General features: G+C 68.9%; 14 protein-coding genes, 3 tRNA genes and 1 pseudogene. 10 read left to right on the top strand and 8 right to left on the bottom strand.

Annotated elements, in window-relative coordinates:
• Nucleotides 1-6 precede the first annotated feature (6 nt).
• Nucleotides 7-79 (top strand) — tRNA-His (locus ACH4T9_RS02925).
• Nucleotides 80-137: 58 nt separating this feature from the next.
• Here the strand turns inward: ACH4T9_RS02925 and ACH4T9_RS02930 are convergent.
• Together ACH4T9_RS02930 and ACH4T9_RS02935 are read right to left on the bottom strand one after the other, a co-directional pair.
• A complete protein-coding gene (locus tag ACH4T9_RS02930) occupies nucleotides 138-1436 on the bottom strand; it encodes an Ig-like domain-containing protein (RefSeq protein WP_396669500.1) in 1299 nt (432 codons plus the stop codon).
• Between the two features lie 210 nt (nucleotides 1437-1646).
• Complete coding sequence (locus ACH4T9_RS02935) at nucleotides 1647-2918, bottom strand: Ig-like domain-containing protein (protein ID WP_396669501.1); 1272 nt, start codon at nucleotides 2916-2918, stop codon at nucleotides 1647-1649.
• A 186-nt stretch (nucleotides 2919-3104) separates the two neighbouring features.
• On the opposite strand from ACH4T9_RS02935, the gene ACH4T9_RS02940 reads away from it, so the two are divergent.
• Nucleotides 3105-3180 (top strand) — tRNA-Lys (locus ACH4T9_RS02940).
• A gap of 99 nt (nucleotides 3181-3279) precedes the next feature.
• On the opposite strand, the gene ACH4T9_RS02945 is transcribed toward ACH4T9_RS02940, so the two are convergent.
• Together ACH4T9_RS02945 and ACH4T9_RS02950 are read right to left on the bottom strand one after the other, a co-directional pair.
• A complete protein-coding gene (locus ACH4T9_RS02945; RefSeq protein ID WP_396669502.1) occupies nucleotides 3280-4221 on the bottom strand; it encodes a GlxA family transcriptional regulator in 942 nt (313 codons plus the stop codon).
• A gap of 17 nt (nucleotides 4222-4238) precedes the next feature.
• A complete protein-coding gene (locus ACH4T9_RS02950) occupies nucleotides 4239-4673 on the bottom strand; it encodes a DUF6010 family protein (RefSeq protein WP_396669503.1) in 435 nt (144 codons plus the stop codon).
• Nucleotides 4674-4971: 298 nt separating this feature from the next.
• On the opposite strand from ACH4T9_RS02950, the gene ACH4T9_RS02955 reads away from it, so the two are divergent.
• Nucleotides 4972-5047: transfer RNA gene (locus ACH4T9_RS02955), tRNA-Lys, on the top strand.
• Between the two features lie 229 nt (nucleotides 5048-5276).
• Nucleotides 5277-6262 (top strand): annotated as a pseudogene (locus ACH4T9_RS02960) (helix-turn-helix domain-containing protein).
• Between the two features lie 102 nt (nucleotides 6263-6364).
• Here the strand turns inward: ACH4T9_RS02960 and ACH4T9_RS02965 are convergent.
• A complete protein-coding gene (locus ACH4T9_RS02965) occupies nucleotides 6365-7225 on the bottom strand; it encodes a hypothetical protein (protein WP_396669504.1) in 861 nt (286 codons plus the stop codon).
• A gap of 270 nt (nucleotides 7226-7495) precedes the next feature.
• The gene (locus ACH4T9_RS02970; protein WP_396669505.1) at nucleotides 7496-7645 is read right to left on the bottom strand and encodes a hypothetical protein; all 150 of its coding nucleotides are present in this window, start codon (nucleotides 7643-7645) and stop codon (nucleotides 7496-7498) included.
• Nucleotides 7646-7722: 77 nt separating this feature from the next.
• Between ACH4T9_RS02970 and ACH4T9_RS02975 the strand changes: the two genes are divergently transcribed.
• Nucleotides 7723-8289, top strand: coding sequence for an ROK family protein (locus ACH4T9_RS02975; protein ID WP_396669506.1), 567 nt, complete (start codon nucleotides 7723-7725; stop codon nucleotides 8287-8289).
• Between the two features lie 352 nt (nucleotides 8290-8641).
• Here the strand turns inward: ACH4T9_RS02975 and ACH4T9_RS02980 are convergent, their stop codons facing one another.
• Nucleotides 8642-12670, bottom strand: a complete 4029-nt coding sequence (locus ACH4T9_RS02980) for a S8 family peptidase (protein WP_396669507.1) — start codon at nucleotides 12668-12670, stop codon at nucleotides 8642-8644.
• A gap of 192 nt (nucleotides 12671-12862) precedes the next feature.
• Here ACH4T9_RS02980 and ACH4T9_RS02985 point away from each other — a divergent pair, with 192 nt between their 5' ends.
• From ACH4T9_RS02985 to ACH4T9_RS03000, 4 genes are all read left to right on the top strand, one after another.
• Nucleotides 12863-13882, top strand: a complete 1020-nt coding sequence (locus ACH4T9_RS02985; RefSeq protein ID WP_396669508.1) for a hypothetical protein — start codon at nucleotides 12863-12865, stop codon at nucleotides 13880-13882.
• Nucleotides 13883-14175: 293 nt separating this feature from the next.
• On the top strand, nucleotides 14176-14493 hold the full coding sequence (locus ACH4T9_RS02990) for a transposase (RefSeq protein ID WP_396669888.1): 318 nt from the start codon (nucleotides 14176-14178) through the stop codon (nucleotides 14491-14493).
• 290 nt (nucleotides 14494-14783) lie between these two features.
• On the top strand, nucleotides 14784-15017 hold the full coding sequence (locus ACH4T9_RS02995) for a hypothetical protein (RefSeq protein WP_396669509.1): 234 nt from the start codon (nucleotides 14784-14786) through the stop codon (nucleotides 15015-15017).
• A 101-nt stretch (nucleotides 15018-15118) separates the two neighbouring features.
• Complete coding sequence (locus tag ACH4T9_RS03000; RefSeq protein WP_396669510.1) at nucleotides 15119-16003, top strand: hypothetical protein; 885 nt, start codon at nucleotides 15119-15121, stop codon at nucleotides 16001-16003.
• A gap of 522 nt (nucleotides 16004-16525) precedes the next feature.
• Here the strand turns inward: ACH4T9_RS03000 and ACH4T9_RS03005 are convergent.
• A complete protein-coding gene (locus ACH4T9_RS03005) occupies nucleotides 16526-16711 on the bottom strand; it encodes a hypothetical protein (protein WP_396669511.1) in 186 nt (61 codons plus the stop codon).
• Between the two features lie 290 nt (nucleotides 16712-17001).
• Between ACH4T9_RS03005 and ACH4T9_RS03010 the strand changes: the two genes are divergently transcribed.
• Nucleotides 17002-17310 carry an NIPSNAP family protein gene (locus tag ACH4T9_RS03010; protein ID WP_396669512.1) on the top strand — a complete coding sequence of 103 codons (309 nt, stop codon included), beginning with the start codon at nucleotides 17002-17004 and terminating at the stop codon, nucleotides 17308-17310.
• The last annotated feature ends 325 nt before the right edge of the window (nucleotides 17311-17635 follow it).

Below are 17635 nucleotides of genomic sequence, written 5' to 3' on the forward strand. Positions count from 1 at the left end.
AGCATGGTGGCTGTAGCTCAGTTGGCAGAGCACCGGGTTGTGGTCCCGGTTGTCGTGGGTTCAATTCCCATCAGTCACCCGTTGCACGAAGGCCCCCTCCGCACGGAGGGGGCCTTCGTCGTATCCGGGGCTGCTGGTCAGGTGGTCGGCTCGGCGCTGGGGGTCTCGGCGGTGTCGCCGGGGGTTGCCTCGGCGCTCGGGGAGGCGGCGGCGTCTGGGTCGTACGGAAGGGCACTGCCCTTGACGTACTCGTCCCAGCTCATGTTCCAGTCGGTCCAGCCGTTGCCGTTGGCGAGCTTACGCTCGGTGCCCTTGACGGTGATCGGGTCGCCGATCCGGGTGTTGGCGAACAACCAGGCGCCGTTCTTCATCGAGACGTTCACACAGCCGTGCGAGACGTTGACGCTGCCCTGCTGCCCCTCCGACCAGGGGGCGGCGTGGATGAACTCGCCACCCCAGGTGAGCCGCTGGGCGTAGTCGATCTTCGTGCGGTAACCCTCCTCGGGGCCCAGCTCCTCCATGGTGTCGAAGACCGTCTTGCGCAGCTTCTCGATGACGACCATGGTGCCGCTGGAGGACGGGGTGCTCTTCTTGCCAAGACTGACGGGAATGGTCTTGATCACCTTGCCGTCCTTGGTGACGGTCATTCGCTTGGTCTTGTTGTCGACCGTCATGATCACCGCCGGGCCGGTCTTGACGTCGACCGACAGGTCGGCCCGGCCGTACCAGCCGTCACCGAGGGGCAGGCCGCCGGCCTGGATCCGGTACGAGACGGCAGTGCCGGCCTTCCAGAACTCCTTCGGCCGGAACCGGATCTCGGTGGGGCTGACCCAGTGCCAGATCCCCTCCTGGGCGGGCGTTGAGGTCACTGTCATCCGGCGCTGGACGTCGTCGCGGTAGTCCTCCGGGACGGCCCGGCTGAACTTCACGATGAGCGGCATGCCGACGCCGACGACCTGGCCGTCCCCGAGGAAGCTGCTGATCCGGACCTGCTTGCTCGGCTTCGCCATCGTGGTGAAGGTGCTGGTCGCCTGCGCCGGCTTGCCGTCGTCGCCGGTGGCGGTGACGGTGGCGGTGTAGGTCTCGCCGTACTTCAGGGCGCCCTTCGGCAGCCAGCTTCCGCCGTCGGCGACCACGGTGCCCTCGACGGCCCCGCCGGCGGAGTCCTTCAGCTCGACGGTGGTGTCCTTCGCGTCCTTGGTGGTGAAGGCGACGCCGGTGGACGCCGGCACGTCCTTGGCGTCGGCCGTGGGCCCGGTGATGGTGGCGGTGGCCTTCGGTGCGCTCTCGCCGCCGCCCTGCCAGGCCGGCGACTTGTCCCCGCCGCCCTCGTTCGTGCAGGCGGAGGTGACCGCCAGTACGGCGGCGAGCAGCCCCGCCGCGAACATCCGGCGGCGGCCGTCCCGCCGGCTCAGCTGGTCCTGCGTCGCGCGCATGATTCCCTCACTGTCGTGGTGCCCCGGTTGCCATCGTCTCTCACTGACGCACGGGAACACGTACCCGTTGCGGGGGGTGAAGAGAAACACGCGGACCATCATGTCCGAATGCTGATAAAATATCGATCTTTGCGAGCGCTGCTCCTAAACCACGGGAGGGCGGGGCACCCGACTTGTCGGGTGCCCCGCCCTCCCGTGGCGGTCGTCGCGTCAGGCCAGATCCGGGCCGGAGCCGCCCTCCGGCACCGGCAGCGCGCTGCCCTTGACGAACTCGGCCCAGCTCAGGCTCCAGGCCGTCCAGCCGTTGCCGGCGGCGAGCTTGCGCTCGGTGCCCTTGATGGTGATCGGGTCGCCGACCTTGGTCTGCGAGAAGAGCCACTTCGCATGCGCCGTGGAGACGTTTACGCAACCGTGCGACACGTTCTGCCGCCCCTGCACGTGCTCGGACCACGGCGCGGCGTGGATGTACTCGCCGCCCCAGGTGAGCCGCTGGGCGAAGTCGATCTCGGTGACGTAGCGGTTGGCGGGGTTCGGATCGTCCCGGGTGTCGAAGGTCGTCGACTCCTTCTTCTCCATGACGACCATGGTGCCGCTGGAGGACGGGGTGCTCTTCTTGCCCAGGCTGACCGGGATCGTGCGAACGACCTGGCCGTCCTCGTAGACGGTCATCTTCTTGGTGGCGTTGTCGACCTTCATGACGAACGACCGGCCGATCTTGGCGGTGGCGCTCCGGTCGACGTTGCCGTACTTGCCGTTGCTCAACGGGATGCCGGCCAGCGCGATCCGTACGGTGATCGTGGTGCCGGCTTTCCAGTACTCGGGTGCCCGGTAGTACGCCTGCGTACCGTTGGAGACCCAGTGCCAGGCACCCGGCTGCGGCGGGTCGGTGCGGACGAACATCCGCTTCTGCACCGCCTTCCGGTCCTTGGCGGGGATGCCCGGGTGGAACTCGGCGACCACCGGCATCCCGACGCCGTACGTCTTGTCGCTGAACAGGTAGAGCCCGGAGGCGATCGTCGACTTCGGCTTGGCCATCGTGGTGAAGGTGCTGGTGCCCTGCCGGGTCTCGCCACCCTCGCCGGCGGCCGTGACGACGGCCGTGTAGCGGGTGCCGTACTTCAAGGCGCTGTTCGGAACCCACGATGAGCCGTCGGCGCGCCAGCGGCCCTCGACCTTGTCGCCGTTGGCGGCGGTGAGGGCGACATCGGTCACCTTGCCGCCCTCGGGGATCTTCGCGGAGATCTCGGCGCTGACCGGCCTGTTCTTGGCGCCGTCCGCCGGGCTGACCGTGAGCGGCGGGCCGGCACTGGTGGCCGGCTCGGCCGGGGCCGTCCCTGATTCCGCGGCGACGCTGCTGCCGACGGAGGGGGCAGCGTCGACGAACTCCGCCTTCTTCTGGTCGTCTCCGCACCCGCTCAGTGCCAGCGACGCCATCAGGCTCAGGGCCCCCACCCTGGCCCCGACCCGCGCGAACCTGCCCATTTCCACCCCTGTTCTCGCGTCCTGGCGGACATCGTGCCGCATGAGGGGCCAGGAAGTATCGCCTGCCTGCACCTGAGCCGATGATTTGAGCGTGTATGTCCGGTAAGCCTGCCCGAAGAGGGGAGCCGGGTATCGGATTGGAGCGCGTTCCAGAGGGCATGCTAATCTTCTCCCCGTTGCCAACGAGCGCCGCTAGCTCAACTGGCAGAGCAGCGGACTCTTAATCCGCGGGTTCGGGGTTCGAGTCCCTGGCGGCGCACCAACGATCAAGACCCCGGCCCGGCAGGTTACTGCCGGGCCGGGGTCTTCTTGGTTCTTGTGGACCGACCGCCCGCTCGCGGAGACGGCACCGCGTTCGTGGTCACCCGCCGCGGAAGCTACGCCGATACGCCTGCGGGCTGGTGCCGGTGATCCGCTTGAAGCGGTCTCGGAAGGCAGCGGTGGAGCCGAAACCGACCTGCGTCGCCACCCGGTCGACGGGATGGGCCGTGGTCTCCAGGAGGTGCTGCGCCTGGTGGACGCGGACCCGGTGCAGCCACCGCAGCGGGGTGGTGCCGGTCTGGTCGCGGAAGCGCCGGTTCAGCGTCCGGGTACTCATGCCGGCGTGGCGGGCAATGTCGACGAGGGTCAGCTCACACCGGGCGTTGTCGCGCAGCCAGGCCAGCAGCGGCTCCAGGGTCGCCCCCTCGGGGGCCGGTGGTTCGTGCGTGATGAACTGCGACTGTCCGCCCGCGCGTTCCAGCGGCATGACGGACAACCTCGCCGCGTCGGCGGCGACGGCGGCACCGTGATCGCGGCGGATCAGGTGCAGGCACAGGTCGAGCCCGGCGGCGGCGCCGGCGGACGTGAGGAACTGGCCGTTGTCCACGTAGAGCACGTTGGGGTCGACCTGGATCCGCGGATGCTGGGCGGCGAGCTGGTCGGTGGCGAGCCAGTGCGTGGTGGCGCGGCGTCCGTCGAGCAGGCCGGTGGCGGCGAGCGTGAACGCGCCGCCGCAGATCGAGGCGATCCGGGCGCCGTTCGCGGCGGCGGCACGCAGCGCGTCGAGGACCGCGGTGGGCGTCGCGGCGGCGGGGTCGGAGACACCCGGCACGACGACGGTGTCGGCGTCGGCGAGGACGTCCAGGCCCCACGGCACCGCGATGCTGAACGCCCCCGTGGTGACCGTCGGCGTGGCGGCGCAGACGAGGACGCGGTAGCCGGCGCGGCCGTCGGGCAGGCGGGTACGGTGGAAGACCTCCATCGGGGTGGCCAGGTCGAACGGGACGACGCTGTCGAGGGCGAGCACGGCCACGGTGTGCATGGCGGAAATTCAACCAGTCAGGGCCGTGCGGTGGTCGCCGGGCGCGCGTCGGCCGCCCGGCGCGCGACCCGGTCGAACAGGTCTGTCACCGACAGGCCGCCGGTGAAGCACCAGAGCGCGATGACCGGATCGCAAAGCGCGCACCCGAAGGACGAGTCGTGCAGCGACGGGATGATCGGGGTGCCGCGCCGGTGGTGCACGACGTCCCACACCGTGTGCAGGAGCCATCCGACCCCGATGAAGGTGTACGAGGTGAGCCCGGCGTAGCCCACCACCAGCAGCAGCGCGCAGAAGGCCAGCTCCCACAGCCCGAACCCACCACCGCTGATGTAGGCGGCCCCGGCACCGGTGACGACGAGCGCGTTCAGGCGCCGCCGGTGCGGCTCCGGCACGAGGGAGTTGAGCCCGACGTAGACCAGCCCGATCACCACCGGCATGACATAGCGAAGCACGATCAAGCCCCTTTGCGTTCCAGTTGACGCGTGTCGGGAAGGAGCCTAGGAGGGTCTGCCATCGGGAACGAGAGGCGAAAATGCCACGGTCCGCCGGATTCTCGCCACCGCCGTCTTCGTCGATGCCACCGCACCGGGAGTCGCCGGCCGTGCTGCCGGCGTCCCGGGGCGTACACCCTGGTGGTGGACCCGTCCGGAGCCGCGACCGGGGCAGGCCACGCCGGCGCTGCGGCCAGGCCGCCCCTGCCTTTCCGGGACGGTATGCGAGCGCGCTGACGTCTCGGCCCGTTCTCACCGAGCGCGGCTGGCTCAACTGGCAGAGCAGCGGACTCTTAATCCGCGGGTTCGGGGTTCGAGTCCCTGGCGGCGCACCAGCAATGACCTGCGCGTTCTCTCCAACGGAGAGGGCGCGCAGCTTCCTTTCGGCCCAAGGGGAACCGAAGGGGGACCGAGCGTCCCGGTCGCCGCCTCCGGCACCACCTAGTGCGCTGTCCATGAACGTTCACCGGGTTGGTGACACGCCGAGTGTCGTCCGTTTGGACGAGGCGGTAGGGGCTCACTCTCGACGGCGGTGATGGTGCTGCCGAGAGCGGGGTGGGCGGGTTGGCCGAGCCGGTACGGGCACGGCGGTTGACGCAGGACGAGGGCCGTAGGCTGCAGCAGTTGGTGCGGCGGGGCAAGCACGACTCGGTCCGGGCCCGCCGGGCGTTGATCATCATGGCTTCGGCGTCGGGCACGCCGGTGCCGGCGATCGCCAGGCTGGTCGCCACGCATGAGGACACGGTGCGTGATGTGATCCACTCGTTGGTCTTCGTGCCCTGGACCCTCAGTGGGCGGGAGGCCGTCCCCGCCGGATCAGTGACGACGATGAGGCGTTCATCGTCGCGACGGCCACTACGCGTCCGAGCAGGCTCGGCCGCCCGTTCACCCGCTGGAGCCTGCGCAAACTCGCCGACTACCTCGCCACCAACACTGACCGGCGGGTGGTAATGGGCCGGGAACGGCTGCGGCAACTGCTGCGCGCCCACGAGGTCAGCTGGCAGCGGACCCGGACCTGGAAGGAGTCGACCGATCCGGATTTCGACGCCAAGCTGGACCGCATCGAGGAGGTGACCGAACGGTTCCCGCTGCGTTGCTACAGCTTCGCCGACGACCAACTGTGGGGTGTGATGCGCCGTCGCAAGGGCGGCGATCACACCCTGTCCGCGCTCCAGTCGATCCGCGCCGCTCGTCCGGACGGCGCACCGATCTACGTCATCCTGGACAACCTGTCGGCGAACAAGACCTCAGCCATCCGAGCCTGGGCGGCCCGGAACAAGGTCGAGTTGTGTTTCACCCCGACCAGCGCATCGTGGGCCAACCCCGATCGAGGCCCAGTTCGGGCCACTGCGCACCTTCACGATGGCCGGCTCGAACCACCCGAACCACACCGCGCTGGCCAGCGAGCTGCAGAAATACCTGCGCTGGCGCAACGCCAACGCCCGCCACCCCGACGTCCTCGCCGCGAACGCGCCCGGGTCCGCAGCGAACGCCAACACCGCTGGGGCCGCCCCCCGCACCAAAGCCGCCTGACCGATCAGACCCGCTGAACGTTCATGGACAGCGCGCTAGCCGGCCCATGGGGCCTCGGCGGGCCACTGCGCCCCGCGCCGATCCGACGTGGTGGAGCGCCCGGGCCCGGAGTCGTCGGGTCAGTAGCCTTCGGATTCGCTCACGGCGTCGGGGTGGGCGAAGAAGGCGCCGGGATAGCGCGGCGGGTACCGCAGGGCGACGTCGCGGTCATCGGGCGGAAAGGCCCGATTGATGCCGAGTGCCACCTCGTGGCCGCCGTGGACAAGTAGCTCTTTCGCTCCCGGAATGTACTCGTTCTCGACCTGGTATCGCAGCTCGGTGAACTTGGCCCGTACCGCGTCGCCGAGCGCCACCAGATTCAGGGCCTCGGGACCGCCGTCGACCCCTGCCTGAAGCGCTCTGGTGAGGGTGCTCGTGAACGGGTCGATCTCGCTCCCGAACAGCATCACCCGGCCAGCGCCCAGCAGCGACAACTGTGCGCCGGCCGGACCCACCGGTCGGGTGAAGTGCCGCGCGGCGATCTGCGCGGAACCGCAGTCCAGCAGGACGACGAGTCGGGTGACCGCGCTGTCCCGCATCAGGTCGGCGACCCTCCCGAGCACGGACCGCCGGCTGTCCGGATCCTCGGTCCACTGCTCGGCGCCCTCGGGGGTCTCCCAGTGTTCCGGGCCGGTCGCGGCGTAGGAGAACAGCAACGTGTCGGACGCCGCTGCGGCGGCCCGGCGCACGGCGTCGATCACCGCCTCGGGGGACTCCGCGCGCACGAGCTGTTCGGTGTGCGTTTCGAGGAAGGGCGTACCGATGTTCGGGGAGACGAGGGTACGGGCCAACGCCCTGGTCGCCTCCACCGCCGACTCGTAGCCGTGGCCGAAGCCGTAGTCGGCGTCGGGGTCGGGGGTGTCCCGGCCGACGAGGACGGCCCGGGAACCGGCGAGGACGGGCAGGAGCGGATGTCGTCGCGGGGGCGCCTCGGCTGTCATCACTCCATTCTGGAGACCGAGAGCCGGCCAGTCGATGTCCCCGGCCGTGTCGGCATCGGGGGGAGCGCGGGCCGGCACCTCGCGCCGCAGGTCGCTCCCTGCGGGCCGGCTTGCGGCGCGTCAACCGCCGTGCCCGTACCGGCTCGGCCAACCCGCCCACCCCGCTCTCGGCAGCACCATCACCGCCGTCGAGAGTGAGCCCCTACCGCCTCGTCCAAACGGACGACACTCGGCGTGTCACCAACCCGGTGAACGTTCATGGACAGCGCACTAGACGGCGCGGGGGATGGCCTGGGCGGTCCGCTCGGCCTCCGCACGCGCCAGCCGGGGAGACGCGCTCTTGTAGGTGTCGCGGGTCAGCACGCTGGTGGAGTGCCCCAGTTCCTCCTGCACCACCTTGATGTCGACACCCGTTTCCAACGCGTGCCTGGCGGCACCATGACGAGACTTCTCCGGCCGCGCCCTGGACCGGCTCGCGGACGAGTCCGGGGTGCCCGGTGGCGGCCGGACTCACCGCCGCCGCCGAACGGCCTGGTCCTGTCCGGGACGCGCTGGCCGCCCGGGTTGACGAACTGGCCCGGCATCTGGCGACCTGCTGCCTGCTGCTCGACCCGCAGCGGATGGTGCTGGTGGGTGGGGTCGCGGGCAATGAGCTGATCCGCGGACTGCTGGACGAGCGGCTCCGCGCCGTTCTGCCGTATCCGCCGGAGACGGTGCTCTCCCGGTTCGCCGACGACGCCGCCCTGCTCGGGGCGGTCATCCTGGCCCGCGAGCGGTCCCGGCGCCCCGGTAAGCCGACACCGGCCTCTACCAACGCTGCTGAGGGCCGGGCCCTTTCGTCTCGACGACGCGGCTGGCTGACGGCGGTTGCCCTCGCAGGCCAGGTACGTACCGCGGTGGACAGCCGCCTGTCGCGCCGAATCCCGCCACGATTCCGCCGCTTCCCGCCGGGCGCCGTGCGCCGGTCGTTCTGCTCGGTCCCGTGCGGCAGTGACGGCGGCGTCGGGGGCGAGCAGCATCGACCGCTCCCCGGACTGTCACGGCGCGGGCGCTCTCCAGCTTGAGCCGGCGCTTTACGTACTCGTGGCGGCAAGGCTCCCGTCGAGCCGGGTCCGCACGACGGTGCCGGCGTTGCCATCCCGCTACGAGACGCTGTTCCAGCGGAACTGCTCGTCAGGTTCCTCGCGCCGGTCAAGCACACCCGCTCGGACCAGGGCCAGCAGCGCGTCATGAAGGCCATCGCCCCATGCCGGGGCGGTGGTATCGGCCTCGGGCGCTCGGTGGGTTGTCCGGTGGGTACGGATCGGCCCACCGGACGTGCACCGTGGGCAGGCCGGAGGCCGCCCTCCACGCCGGTGGCGTGGAGGGCGGCCTCGTGTGCAGGGTTCGGGAAGGGTTGGACCAGTTGCGCGAGTGTCAGGCGGTGAGGCCGTACGCCCGGTCGATGGTCTGGACCACGCGGTTGCCCGCGCTGTCCCACGCCTCGGTGCGTACCGAGACCGCGCCGGTGGTCTTCTTCAGCTTCGGGTGCTTGACCTGCACCTGCCAGCCGCCGTCGCGGTTCTTCTTCACCTGCGCCGCGACCCAGGTCTTGCCGTCGTCGTAGGAGACCCAGCTGCGCAGTCCGGTGATCCCGGGTGCGTTCGGCACGACGTGCCGTGCGGTGACGTCGAACCGGTAGAGCCGGTTGGCCTTCGTGGTGTCGTTGAGGGCCAGGTCGAAGTCGTGGCTGAGCTGGATCAGCGGTTGCCACTCACACGGGCCGGTGGCCTGACCGAGCTCGGCCGACGAGCAGTAGACCGGCTTCTTGACGGTCTGGACCGCGGCACGTTGCGAGCGGAACGTCCAGTCCGTGGTCACCCGCTCGGCCAGGTGCTGTCCGGAGAAGTCGTCGTAGGAGACGGTCTTCAGTTGGTAAGTGCCGGCTTCGGCGGGCAGGGCGTACTGCGTGTATGCCGGGAACGAGGACGGCATCGGTGTGATCGGGACCGCGTCGCGGGTGAGTGAGACCTCCATCCGGCGCAGCGGCACGTCACCGGTGGCCAGCCCCGGATCGGCTGCGGACACCGCCCACTGGTAGATGCCGAGCGTGTCGGTCTGGCGGCACACCGTACAGAACCCAGCCCACTGTTGTTCGAACGGACGGTAGCCGAAGTCGGGCTGCCCGAACACGTACGGTGCCTGGTTGATCTTCTCCACCCGCGTCTCGGGCTTGAGGAACCCGTTGTTGCGTGCGTTGATGGTCCGCGTGATGCCGGTGGCCGGATTGGTGAGGACGAAGTTGCGCTTCCAGAGAATGTCGGGCCCGACTACGTTGTAGTAGTCAACCCGGTTGATGGGTGCCTGGTAGACGTGGCCCGCGTTGAAGCTGAAGGTGTCGTCTGGGCCGAAGGTGTGGTTGACCTCGGACATGACCGGCAGGTTCTTCTCCACCGGGAACTGCACGTGCTGCTCGGTGTTCACCCGGACCAGGTCCTTGTGCCGCACCTCGGTGACAAACGTGCTGGGGATCTTGTCGGAGTAGAACGGGCGCAACTTGTACTCGTACGGGCTGGCGATCTGCGCCTTGATGTCCACGTAGGGCGCTCTCGCACCGGCGAGGACGGCGGCGACCTGCTTCCACTGCTGCCCGTCGAGCCAGAGGAACGGCAGGCGCTGTCCGCAGTACTGGGCGAACCAGCTCCCGATCATTCGGCTATAGAGCGGATCCTTGTTGTGGTTGAGGATTCCAGCCGCACCGGCGTCGGCGATGCGCTCCTGCGCCGCGCAGTACTCGTCTGCGGTGGTGGCGTTGGCGGTTTCGAGCAGGATCAGCTTGCCGCGCACGTCCTTACCGCCGCGCACGTCGTCGTAGCTGGCCAGTTTGAGTCGTTGGTCGGTTTCGAACTTCAGCAGCCTCGGCGAGGTCAGATTCCACGGTTCGACCAGCTCGCTGTCGTTGTTGTACAGCGGGTTGACCTGGGCCTTCCCGTTGCCGTTCACGGTCATGGCCGCCTCGGGTGCGGCGAGCACCTGTTCGTACCAGAACCGGTACCTACCGATGGTCGACGTGGTCTTGGTGGGTGTCGCGAAGAGGCGGAGGCCGTAGCCGAAGCCGGTCATGGTGAGGAAGTAGTTGGCGTAGGTAATGCCGGCGGCGGTGGTGTAGCTGCTGGCTATGAGGTTGTGTACGACCTCGCTGGGTCGCGGCGTGTTGATCTTTTTGATCGGCACCACGTCGGTGTCGAGGTTGTACTCGATGGTGGCGTCCCCGGCGACGGTGTACTGCGGCTCCTCGATCCAGACCGCGGCCTCCAACGAGCCCGTGGCGAACGCCCCCGGCGCGTTGCAGTAGAAGTGGTAGTCGCCCTCGGGGACGTCTACGGTGCCCGTGGCCACGCCGTTGCTCGAGAACAGAACCTGCGTGTAGCTTTCCCGGCCGCCGCCGCCCTCGTCGTTCAGCTTGCCGAAACTGCAGACGACCTGCCCGCCGAGGCGCAGCTGCGGACCTTCGGTGATGGTCACGGTGATCTGGTGCGAGGGCCCCCGGCGCGTCGCGCTGACCGGCAGGGTCAGCCTGGTGCCGGTGCTCTCCTCGACCGCCACGACCGATCCGGTGTAGCTGCCGTCGTCGACCACGGTGGTGTCCAGCGTGACGGTCGCCTGGGCGCTGCCGCCCGCCGGGACGCTGACCGTGGCCGGCGCGGTGAGCCCGCTGCTCGCGTCGTCGCCGTTGGCCCGGCGCAGCTTGATGGTCAGGGTCAGGGTCACCGGCGCCGTGGTGGGATTGCTGAAGGTGAGCTGCTTGTCCACCCGCGGCTGGGCGTCGGGGGTGACCAGGCCGTAGTCGAGGTTCACCGTGCTGGTGGTGATCTGCTGGCGGACGGCGCGGGCCAGGTCGACCCGGCCGGCACCCTGCTCGTAGGCGGTGTACCCGGCGTCCTTGCTGGTGCTCATCAGCGTCGGCTTGAGCTGGCTGGCGGTCCAGTCCGGATGCCGCTGCGCCAGGACGGCGGCGGCGCCCGCCACGTGCGGGGTCGCCATCGACGTGCCGTTCGCCGAGGTGTACAGGTCGTCCACCGGGGTGCCCATCGTGGTACCCGCCGCCCGGGCGGCGACGATGGCGACACCCGGGGCGGCGATGTCCGGCTTGAGCGCCCGGTCCCCGCTCCGCGGGCCACGGCTGGAGAAGGAGGCCAGCCGGTCGTTCTTGTCGGTCGCGGCCACGGTCAGCGCGGCATCCGCCGCGCCCGGCGAGCCGATGCTGGACGACCTACCGTCGTTACCGGCGGCGATGACGAACAGCGCCCCGGTCTCAGCGGTGAGCCGGTTGACCGCCTGGCTGCCCGGGTCCGTACCGTCGCTGCGCCCGCCGCCCAGGCTCAGGCTGACGATCTTGGCGCCGCTGGTCGCGGCCCACTCCATTCCGTCGATGATCCAGGACATGTCGCCGAACCCGTCGTCGGCGAGCACCTTGCCGATCATCAGGTCCGCACCCGGAGCGACACCCTTACGCGTACCGCCGGAACCCGCACCGGTGCCGGCGACGGTGGCCGCCACATGCGTGCCATGCCCGTGCCCATCGGTCGCCGTTGACGCGCCCGGCACGAAGCTCTTCGACCCCACCACCTTGCCCCGCAGGTCCGGGTGGGTGGCGTCGAACCCGGTGTCCAGCACCGCGACCTTCACCCCGGTGCCGTCGAACCCGGCGGCCCAGGCCTCTGGAGCGCCGATCAGCGGCACACTCTCGGACAGGTCAGCCTGCACCCGCTGGTCCAGCCACACCTTGCTGACCCCGGCACCCAACGTTTTCGGCCCCGCGGCCGTGGCACTGGGCGCGCTGGTCTTCGCGGTGGCGGTGGCGGTCAGCGTCGACCAGAAGTCGGCGGCCTTGGCCTTGTCCACCGCCATCCCCGCACCCGAAACGCTGGGCAGGTCACGACGCTTGACCGCACCCGGCAACGCCGCAGGCGACGCGCTCGCCGCCCGAGCCGACGCGCCCGCCGTGTAACTCACGATCACCGGCGTCGAGGTCGCCTTGTCGTCGCCGTACCCGTTACGGGCCAGATACTGCACATCGAACAACTCCCGATCCAGCACACCGGAAGCCACCAGGCCCTGAGCCGACTGCGGGATCACGTACACGCCGGTCGGGTCCGAGTACGCCTGGAACGACCGGGACGCGCTCGGACCGGTCGACCCACCGACCACGGTGGCCGTACCACGACCGTCCGGACCCTCGGTGTAGCGCACCTTGTCACCGGAGATCAACGTGATCACGGCGCTGGTCCCGCCGGGTCCGCCCGGTGTCGGGGTCGCGGTCTCGCTGGGCGTCGTCGTGGTGGCCGCCGCCGGGGCGGCGTTCGCCAGCGGCGTCACACCGACGGTGGTGGCGGCGACAGCGACGACGACCAGACCGCTTACGGCCGGGCCGCGCCATGTTCGCCAGCGGATTGCGCTATGCATACCAATTCCTCCGAAGGGGGATGAGGATGGCAAAGACGTACGAGGGGTGCACGTCCGCGGGCAGTCTCGCAAAGGATCTTGGTCTCGGGGAAGGAATTCGCCCAATGCACTTGTCGACATGGCGGGATGTGAACCGGGCCACCGCGAACGCCTCGCCCTTGCGGACCGGCTGGTCAACGGCATGATGAGGGCATGCAGGAGGTGCCGTACCCGTTACCGGGACTCGGTCTGTCGCAAACCGAGCAGGCGCTCTACGAGACACTCGTGGCTGGCCCCGGCAGCGTGCCGGCGGAGGTCACGGGGACGGATGACTTCGCGCGTTTGTTGGAGCTCGGCCTGGTCACCCGGCTGCCCGGGCAACCATCGGGCTGGTGGGTGACGCCGCCCGACGCCGCGTTCGGACCCCACATCGCCCGCCACCGCCTGCGCCTTTACGAACTGCGGCAACGGCTGGACCGGATGACCGAACAGAAGCGGGTCACCGCCAGCGACAGCACCGCCTTGGTCGAGGTGACCCACAGCCTGGAAACCTCCCGCGCCATGTTCGAAGACCTGGTGCGACACACCGAACGGGAGGTGCTGATCTGCGACGCGCCGCCGTATCTCAACGGCCTTCAGCGCAAACAACCCGCCAACTTCGTGTCCCCGCGACGGGGCGTACGTGTCCGCACCCTCTACGACCGGGAGAGCCTCGCCCTCCCCGGCTCGCTCGCCCACATCGCCGCCTCGATCGAAGCCAGCGAGGAGGTCCGGGTCACCGACGTACCAATGAAACTCATGATCTGCGACGGACGGCGCGCCATGGTGCCGCTGCGACTGCGTCCCCTCGAGATGGACAGATTCCTGCTGGTACACGACCCGGTGCTGCTCGCGGCGTTGACGGCACTGTTCGAGAGCTTCTGGGAACAGGCGGTCCCACTCAGCGTGGGGGTCAGACTGGATGAACTGCCCGACGCCGACGCGCCGTCCGGTCTCGAACGCGACCTGTTGGCTCTGATGATGTCCGGGTTGACCGACCAGGCCATCGCCAAACACCTCGACTACCACGTCGGCACCACGCGTCGCCACATACGTCAGCTGCTCACCCGCCTCGGTGCGACGACCCGCTTCCAGGCCGGCTACCAGGCAGTTCAGCGCGGCTGGATCGCTGCCGACGACCGGACCGCCTCACTTCCGCAGGAAGTCCAGCACCGCAGCCGTCTGGTCGGGTAGCGGGTGCCCGGCTTCCGGGAGTAGCCGGACGTCGGCGTGCGGCACGGCGCCCAGCAGCCGCCGACCCTTCGGCGTCGAGCATGACGTCCTGCCTGCCAAGTACGGCGAGCACCGGCATGGTCGACCGCCGCAGCGTGGCGTCGAGCACACGACGCGATCGCCGATCTCCACCTTCGGCACCTGTCCGCTGAGATCCGAGAGTTGGAGCGGCTCCTGCCTGCGCGGTCACCGACACAGCACCCGGGCTGCTCGACCTCTTCGGTGTCGGCCACGACCGTGCGGCCGTCCTGCTCATCGCCGCCGGCGACAACCCCGAGCGGCTGACCGCAGAAGTCTCCTTCGCCGCCCTCTGCGGCGTCAGCCCGGTCGAACGCTTGTGGCGCAGGACCCAGCGCCGCCGCCGCGACTGTGGCGGCAACAGACAGGCCAACGCCGTTCTGTTCCACATCGCATTGACCAGGCTAGGAGCCGACCCGCGCACCCGGGCCTACGTTGAGAAACGAACGTCCGAGGGACGAACCAAACGCGATATCCTGCGCTACGTGAAGCGATACGTGGCTTGTGAGATCTTCAAGACCATAAAGGTGTCCTACTTTTGCCGGTGGGCGTAATCGACTCCACGAGCGCGTTACCGCCGATGATGTTCGGCTCGCCAACACCGCGATCAGCCTGCTCCGTCTGACCGGCAACCACCCACACCATCGCCCACGCCCTACGCCGCAACAACCGCCAACCCCAGCGATCCCTGCAACTCTTCAGAATCACCTAAGACGGTCATATGACTACCTTGCAGAAGTCCTGCCCTCTCACTTGGTGGACCAGGGCTGGCGCCACGCGGCCGGTAGTTGTATACCTAGCATCATCGCGATTACGGGCTCATTGCTGAAGGGTAGACACGAGAGTGAATGCTCATTTATCGACGCTAGGCCCCTCCGGCGCCCAGGAAATTCTTTATGAATCTCTTGTTGCGCGTCCCGGCGATATCCCGGAGGAATTCATCGCCGGGGCCGACTTCGGCCGCCTGGCAGAGCTCGGTCTCGTGGCCCGCGCCACCACCCGCTTCCAGGCCGGATACCAGGCGGTGCAGCGCGACTGGCTGACCGCGGACGGGCCGGCCCTGCCGAGGGCGGCGTGATCGGCCCGGCCGAGGAGCGGGCGTACGAGATCCTGGTCGGACGGCCGGGCGCGACCCTGGCCGAGCTCGCCCCGCTCTGGCCAGGACCGGCTCCGCTGGCGGTGGCGCTGGCCCGGCTCGAAGCGGCCGGGCTGGCCAGTGCCCTGCCCGGTTCGCCGGCCCGCTATGCGGCCAACGCCACCGACACCGCCGTGCAGCTGCTCGACGACCGCGAGGCCGCGCTGGAACGGGTCCACGAGCACATCGGCCAGCTCGCCGGCGCCTACCGAAATGCCCGCGCTGGTGGCAAACCGCACGTCGTGGAGCTGATCACCGGCAGGCTGGCGGTCCGGCAGGCCGTTGCCCACGTCCACCGGTCAGCACACCAGGAGCTGTGCTGCTTCGAAACTGGGCCGTTCTCCCATCGGGCCGGTGTCGACGGGATCGATCCGGTCTCCGCCGCGGTGCCGTGCCGCCGTGTCTACGACCGGGCGGCGGTCGAGGAGTCCGGTGGCCTGGCCGCCATCGAGGACCTGATCCGGGCCGGCGAGCAGGTCCGGGTGGTCTCCGAACTGCCCGTGCGGCTCTACCTTGCCGACCAGCGGGCAGTCCTGCCGCTGCCGGACGGTGGCGAAAGCGGTGGCGGGGAGCGGGCCATCATCGTGCACCCGTGCTCGCTGCTCGATGCGCTGCGCAAGCTGTTCGACACCCTCTGGGACAGGGCCGTCCCGCTGCACCTGCCCAACGGACGGCAGCGCACCGCCACCGTCCTCGACGAAGATCGCCTGATCATGCTGTTGCTTTCCGGGCTCACCGACGAGGCCATTGCCCGGCAGATCGGCGTGGGCGCCCGGACCGTCCAGCGCCGCATCGCCGTCCTGATGAGCGAACTTGGCGCGCACACCCGCTTCCAGGCCGGGGTCCAGGCCGCCCTCCGCCAGCGCCGAACCGGCGACGAGGACAACGCCGAGGCGTTGCCTCGAAACCTGGGATTGGGCTCAGCGTAAACCGGGCCAGAGCGGAGTCTGTGGGACTGGTTGTAGAGAACTGCACACCGTGCGGCAAAGCTGCGGCGTAGCGATCTGATGCCTGCCTTCGCGCGCAGTTTCGCGCAAATCTTGGAGAAGTCCCTGGTCCTGAACGCTTCCTAAGGCAAGAAACCATCGGTGACACCATGAATGCTCTTGACGACAAGGTTGCACTACACCGGGAGATTGTCGAGGTCACGGAGCAGTTACGCGACTCGCTGTTGCCGCTGCTGTTGACGAATCCGAAGCAGTGAGCGGCAAACTATGGATACCCGATCCCTTGTCAGGGGTGCTCCGCGGGTGCTCGGTCGCCCACCGGCAGGTACGACTGGGGTGGACCATTCGGCATCATTCATGGGACGCGCAGGGACTGCGAACCATAGATCAACGCCGGCTCTTAATCCGCGGGTTCGGGGTTCGAGTCCCTGGCGGCGCACCAGCAGTAACACCCTCAGGGCCGGTCATTGAGACCGGCCCTGGCCCCTTTTGGTGACCCCTCCATCAGGCGTCGAACAGATAACCCAGCTCGTCTGTGGTCGACCGCTGGGTCTGTCGCGTTACCTCGACGTCGATCAGCTTGGTGATCGTCGGGGAGCTGTGCCCCTGGACGTCCTGGATCATGCCCTGGGGCTGATCGAGCATCACCCAGGAGAAGGTGTTGATGTCGAGGATTTTGCGGTCCACCAAGCCCCGCAGCTCGATCGTGAGCGCGCCCGAAGACGATTCCGCCCGATGCGAGGCGCGTCCGCGGCATAGGGGTTCAAGACTTCCTGCTGGTCCGAGTCGGCCCGACGGCCCTGTCTGGGGCCGGGCGGCTGGATTGAGCAGTACAGCAGCGAAGTGCAGCAACTGATCGATGCACGAGCTGTCCACGTGACGACCAGGCCTTGGCTCGTCGGTGGGCGTCCTGGTCGGCCTTGCTTGGGCAGCACCGGCCGATATCTGCCTGACACTTCCGCAATGTCTATGGTGGCCTCATGATCACCTGCGTGGTGCACTACACCATTGACCCGACCAAGCTGGAGGCGTTCGAGCGCTTCGCCCGCGCGTGGATGCGACTGGTGGCACGACACGGCGGTGTCCACCATGGCTACTTCCTGCCGGCCGAGGGTGCCAGCGACCGGGCGGAGGCGTTGTTCAGCTTCGAGGGCCTGGCCGCCTACGAGCGCTACCGCTCACGGTTCGGTGAGGATCCGGAGTTCGTTGCCGCGGACCGGATCCGCGACGAGTCAGGATGCGTCCTGCGCTACGAGAGGACGTTCATGCGCCCGCTACTGCCGGACTGAACGCGGGCACCCATCGCCGTCCGGTCGCACAACCTCGCCGAGTACCCGGGCCGCGCAGGTACGCTCGCCCATCAGCCGACACCGGGACCGCTGCTGTGGATTACCGCCACCAGCCCGACGGTGTCTCTGCCCGACGTGACGCGCGCCCGGCGCGTCCTGGCGAATCCGGTACCGAAGGCCGGCTGCGTGCACTGCGGCAAAGACGGCCTTGGCCGGCGGGTCGGCCGGGGGCACCGTGTCTGGTGCCTGGGCCGACCCGCTCTGGTTAATCGTTACCGTCACATGACGTGTATGAAGGCTGCCCAGCCGTTTCCGATTTTGACCG

The sequence above is a fragment of the Micromonospora sp. NPDC020750 genome (assembly GCF_044334565.1).
In the GTDB taxonomy this organism is placed as follows: domain Bacteria; phylum Actinomycetota; class Actinomycetes; order Mycobacteriales; family Micromonosporaceae; genus Micromonospora.

What these genes read in the sequence shown, in the direction of transcription:
- ACH4T9_RS02930 (WP_396669500.1), bottom strand. Translation starts at nt 1,436, where the DNA reads ATGCGCGCGACGCAGGACCAGCTGAGCCGGCGGGACGGCCGCCGCCGG.
- ACH4T9_RS02935 (WP_396669501.1), bottom strand. Translation starts at nt 2,918, where the DNA reads ATGGGCAGGTTCGCGCGGGTCGGGGCCAGGGTGGGGGCCCTGAGCCTG.
- ACH4T9_RS02945 (WP_396669502.1), bottom strand. Translation starts at nt 4,221, where the DNA reads ATGCACACCGTGGCCGTGCTCGCCCTCGACAGCGTCGTCCCGTTCGAC.
- ACH4T9_RS02965 (WP_396669504.1), bottom strand. Translation starts at nt 7,225, where the DNA reads ATGACAGCCGAGGCGCCCCCGCGACGACATCCGCTCCTGCCCGTCCTC.
- ACH4T9_RS02980 (WP_396669507.1), bottom strand. Translation starts at nt 12,670, where the DNA reads ATGCATAGCGCAATCCGCTGGCGAACATGGCGCGGCCCGGCCGTAAGC.
- ACH4T9_RS02985 (WP_396669508.1), top strand. Translation starts at nt 12,863, where the DNA reads ATGCAGGAGGTGCCGTACCCGTTACCGGGACTCGGTCTGTCGCAAACC.
- ACH4T9_RS03010 (WP_396669512.1), top strand. Translation starts at nt 17,002, where the DNA reads ATGATCACCTGCGTGGTGCACTACACCATTGACCCGACCAAGCTGGAG.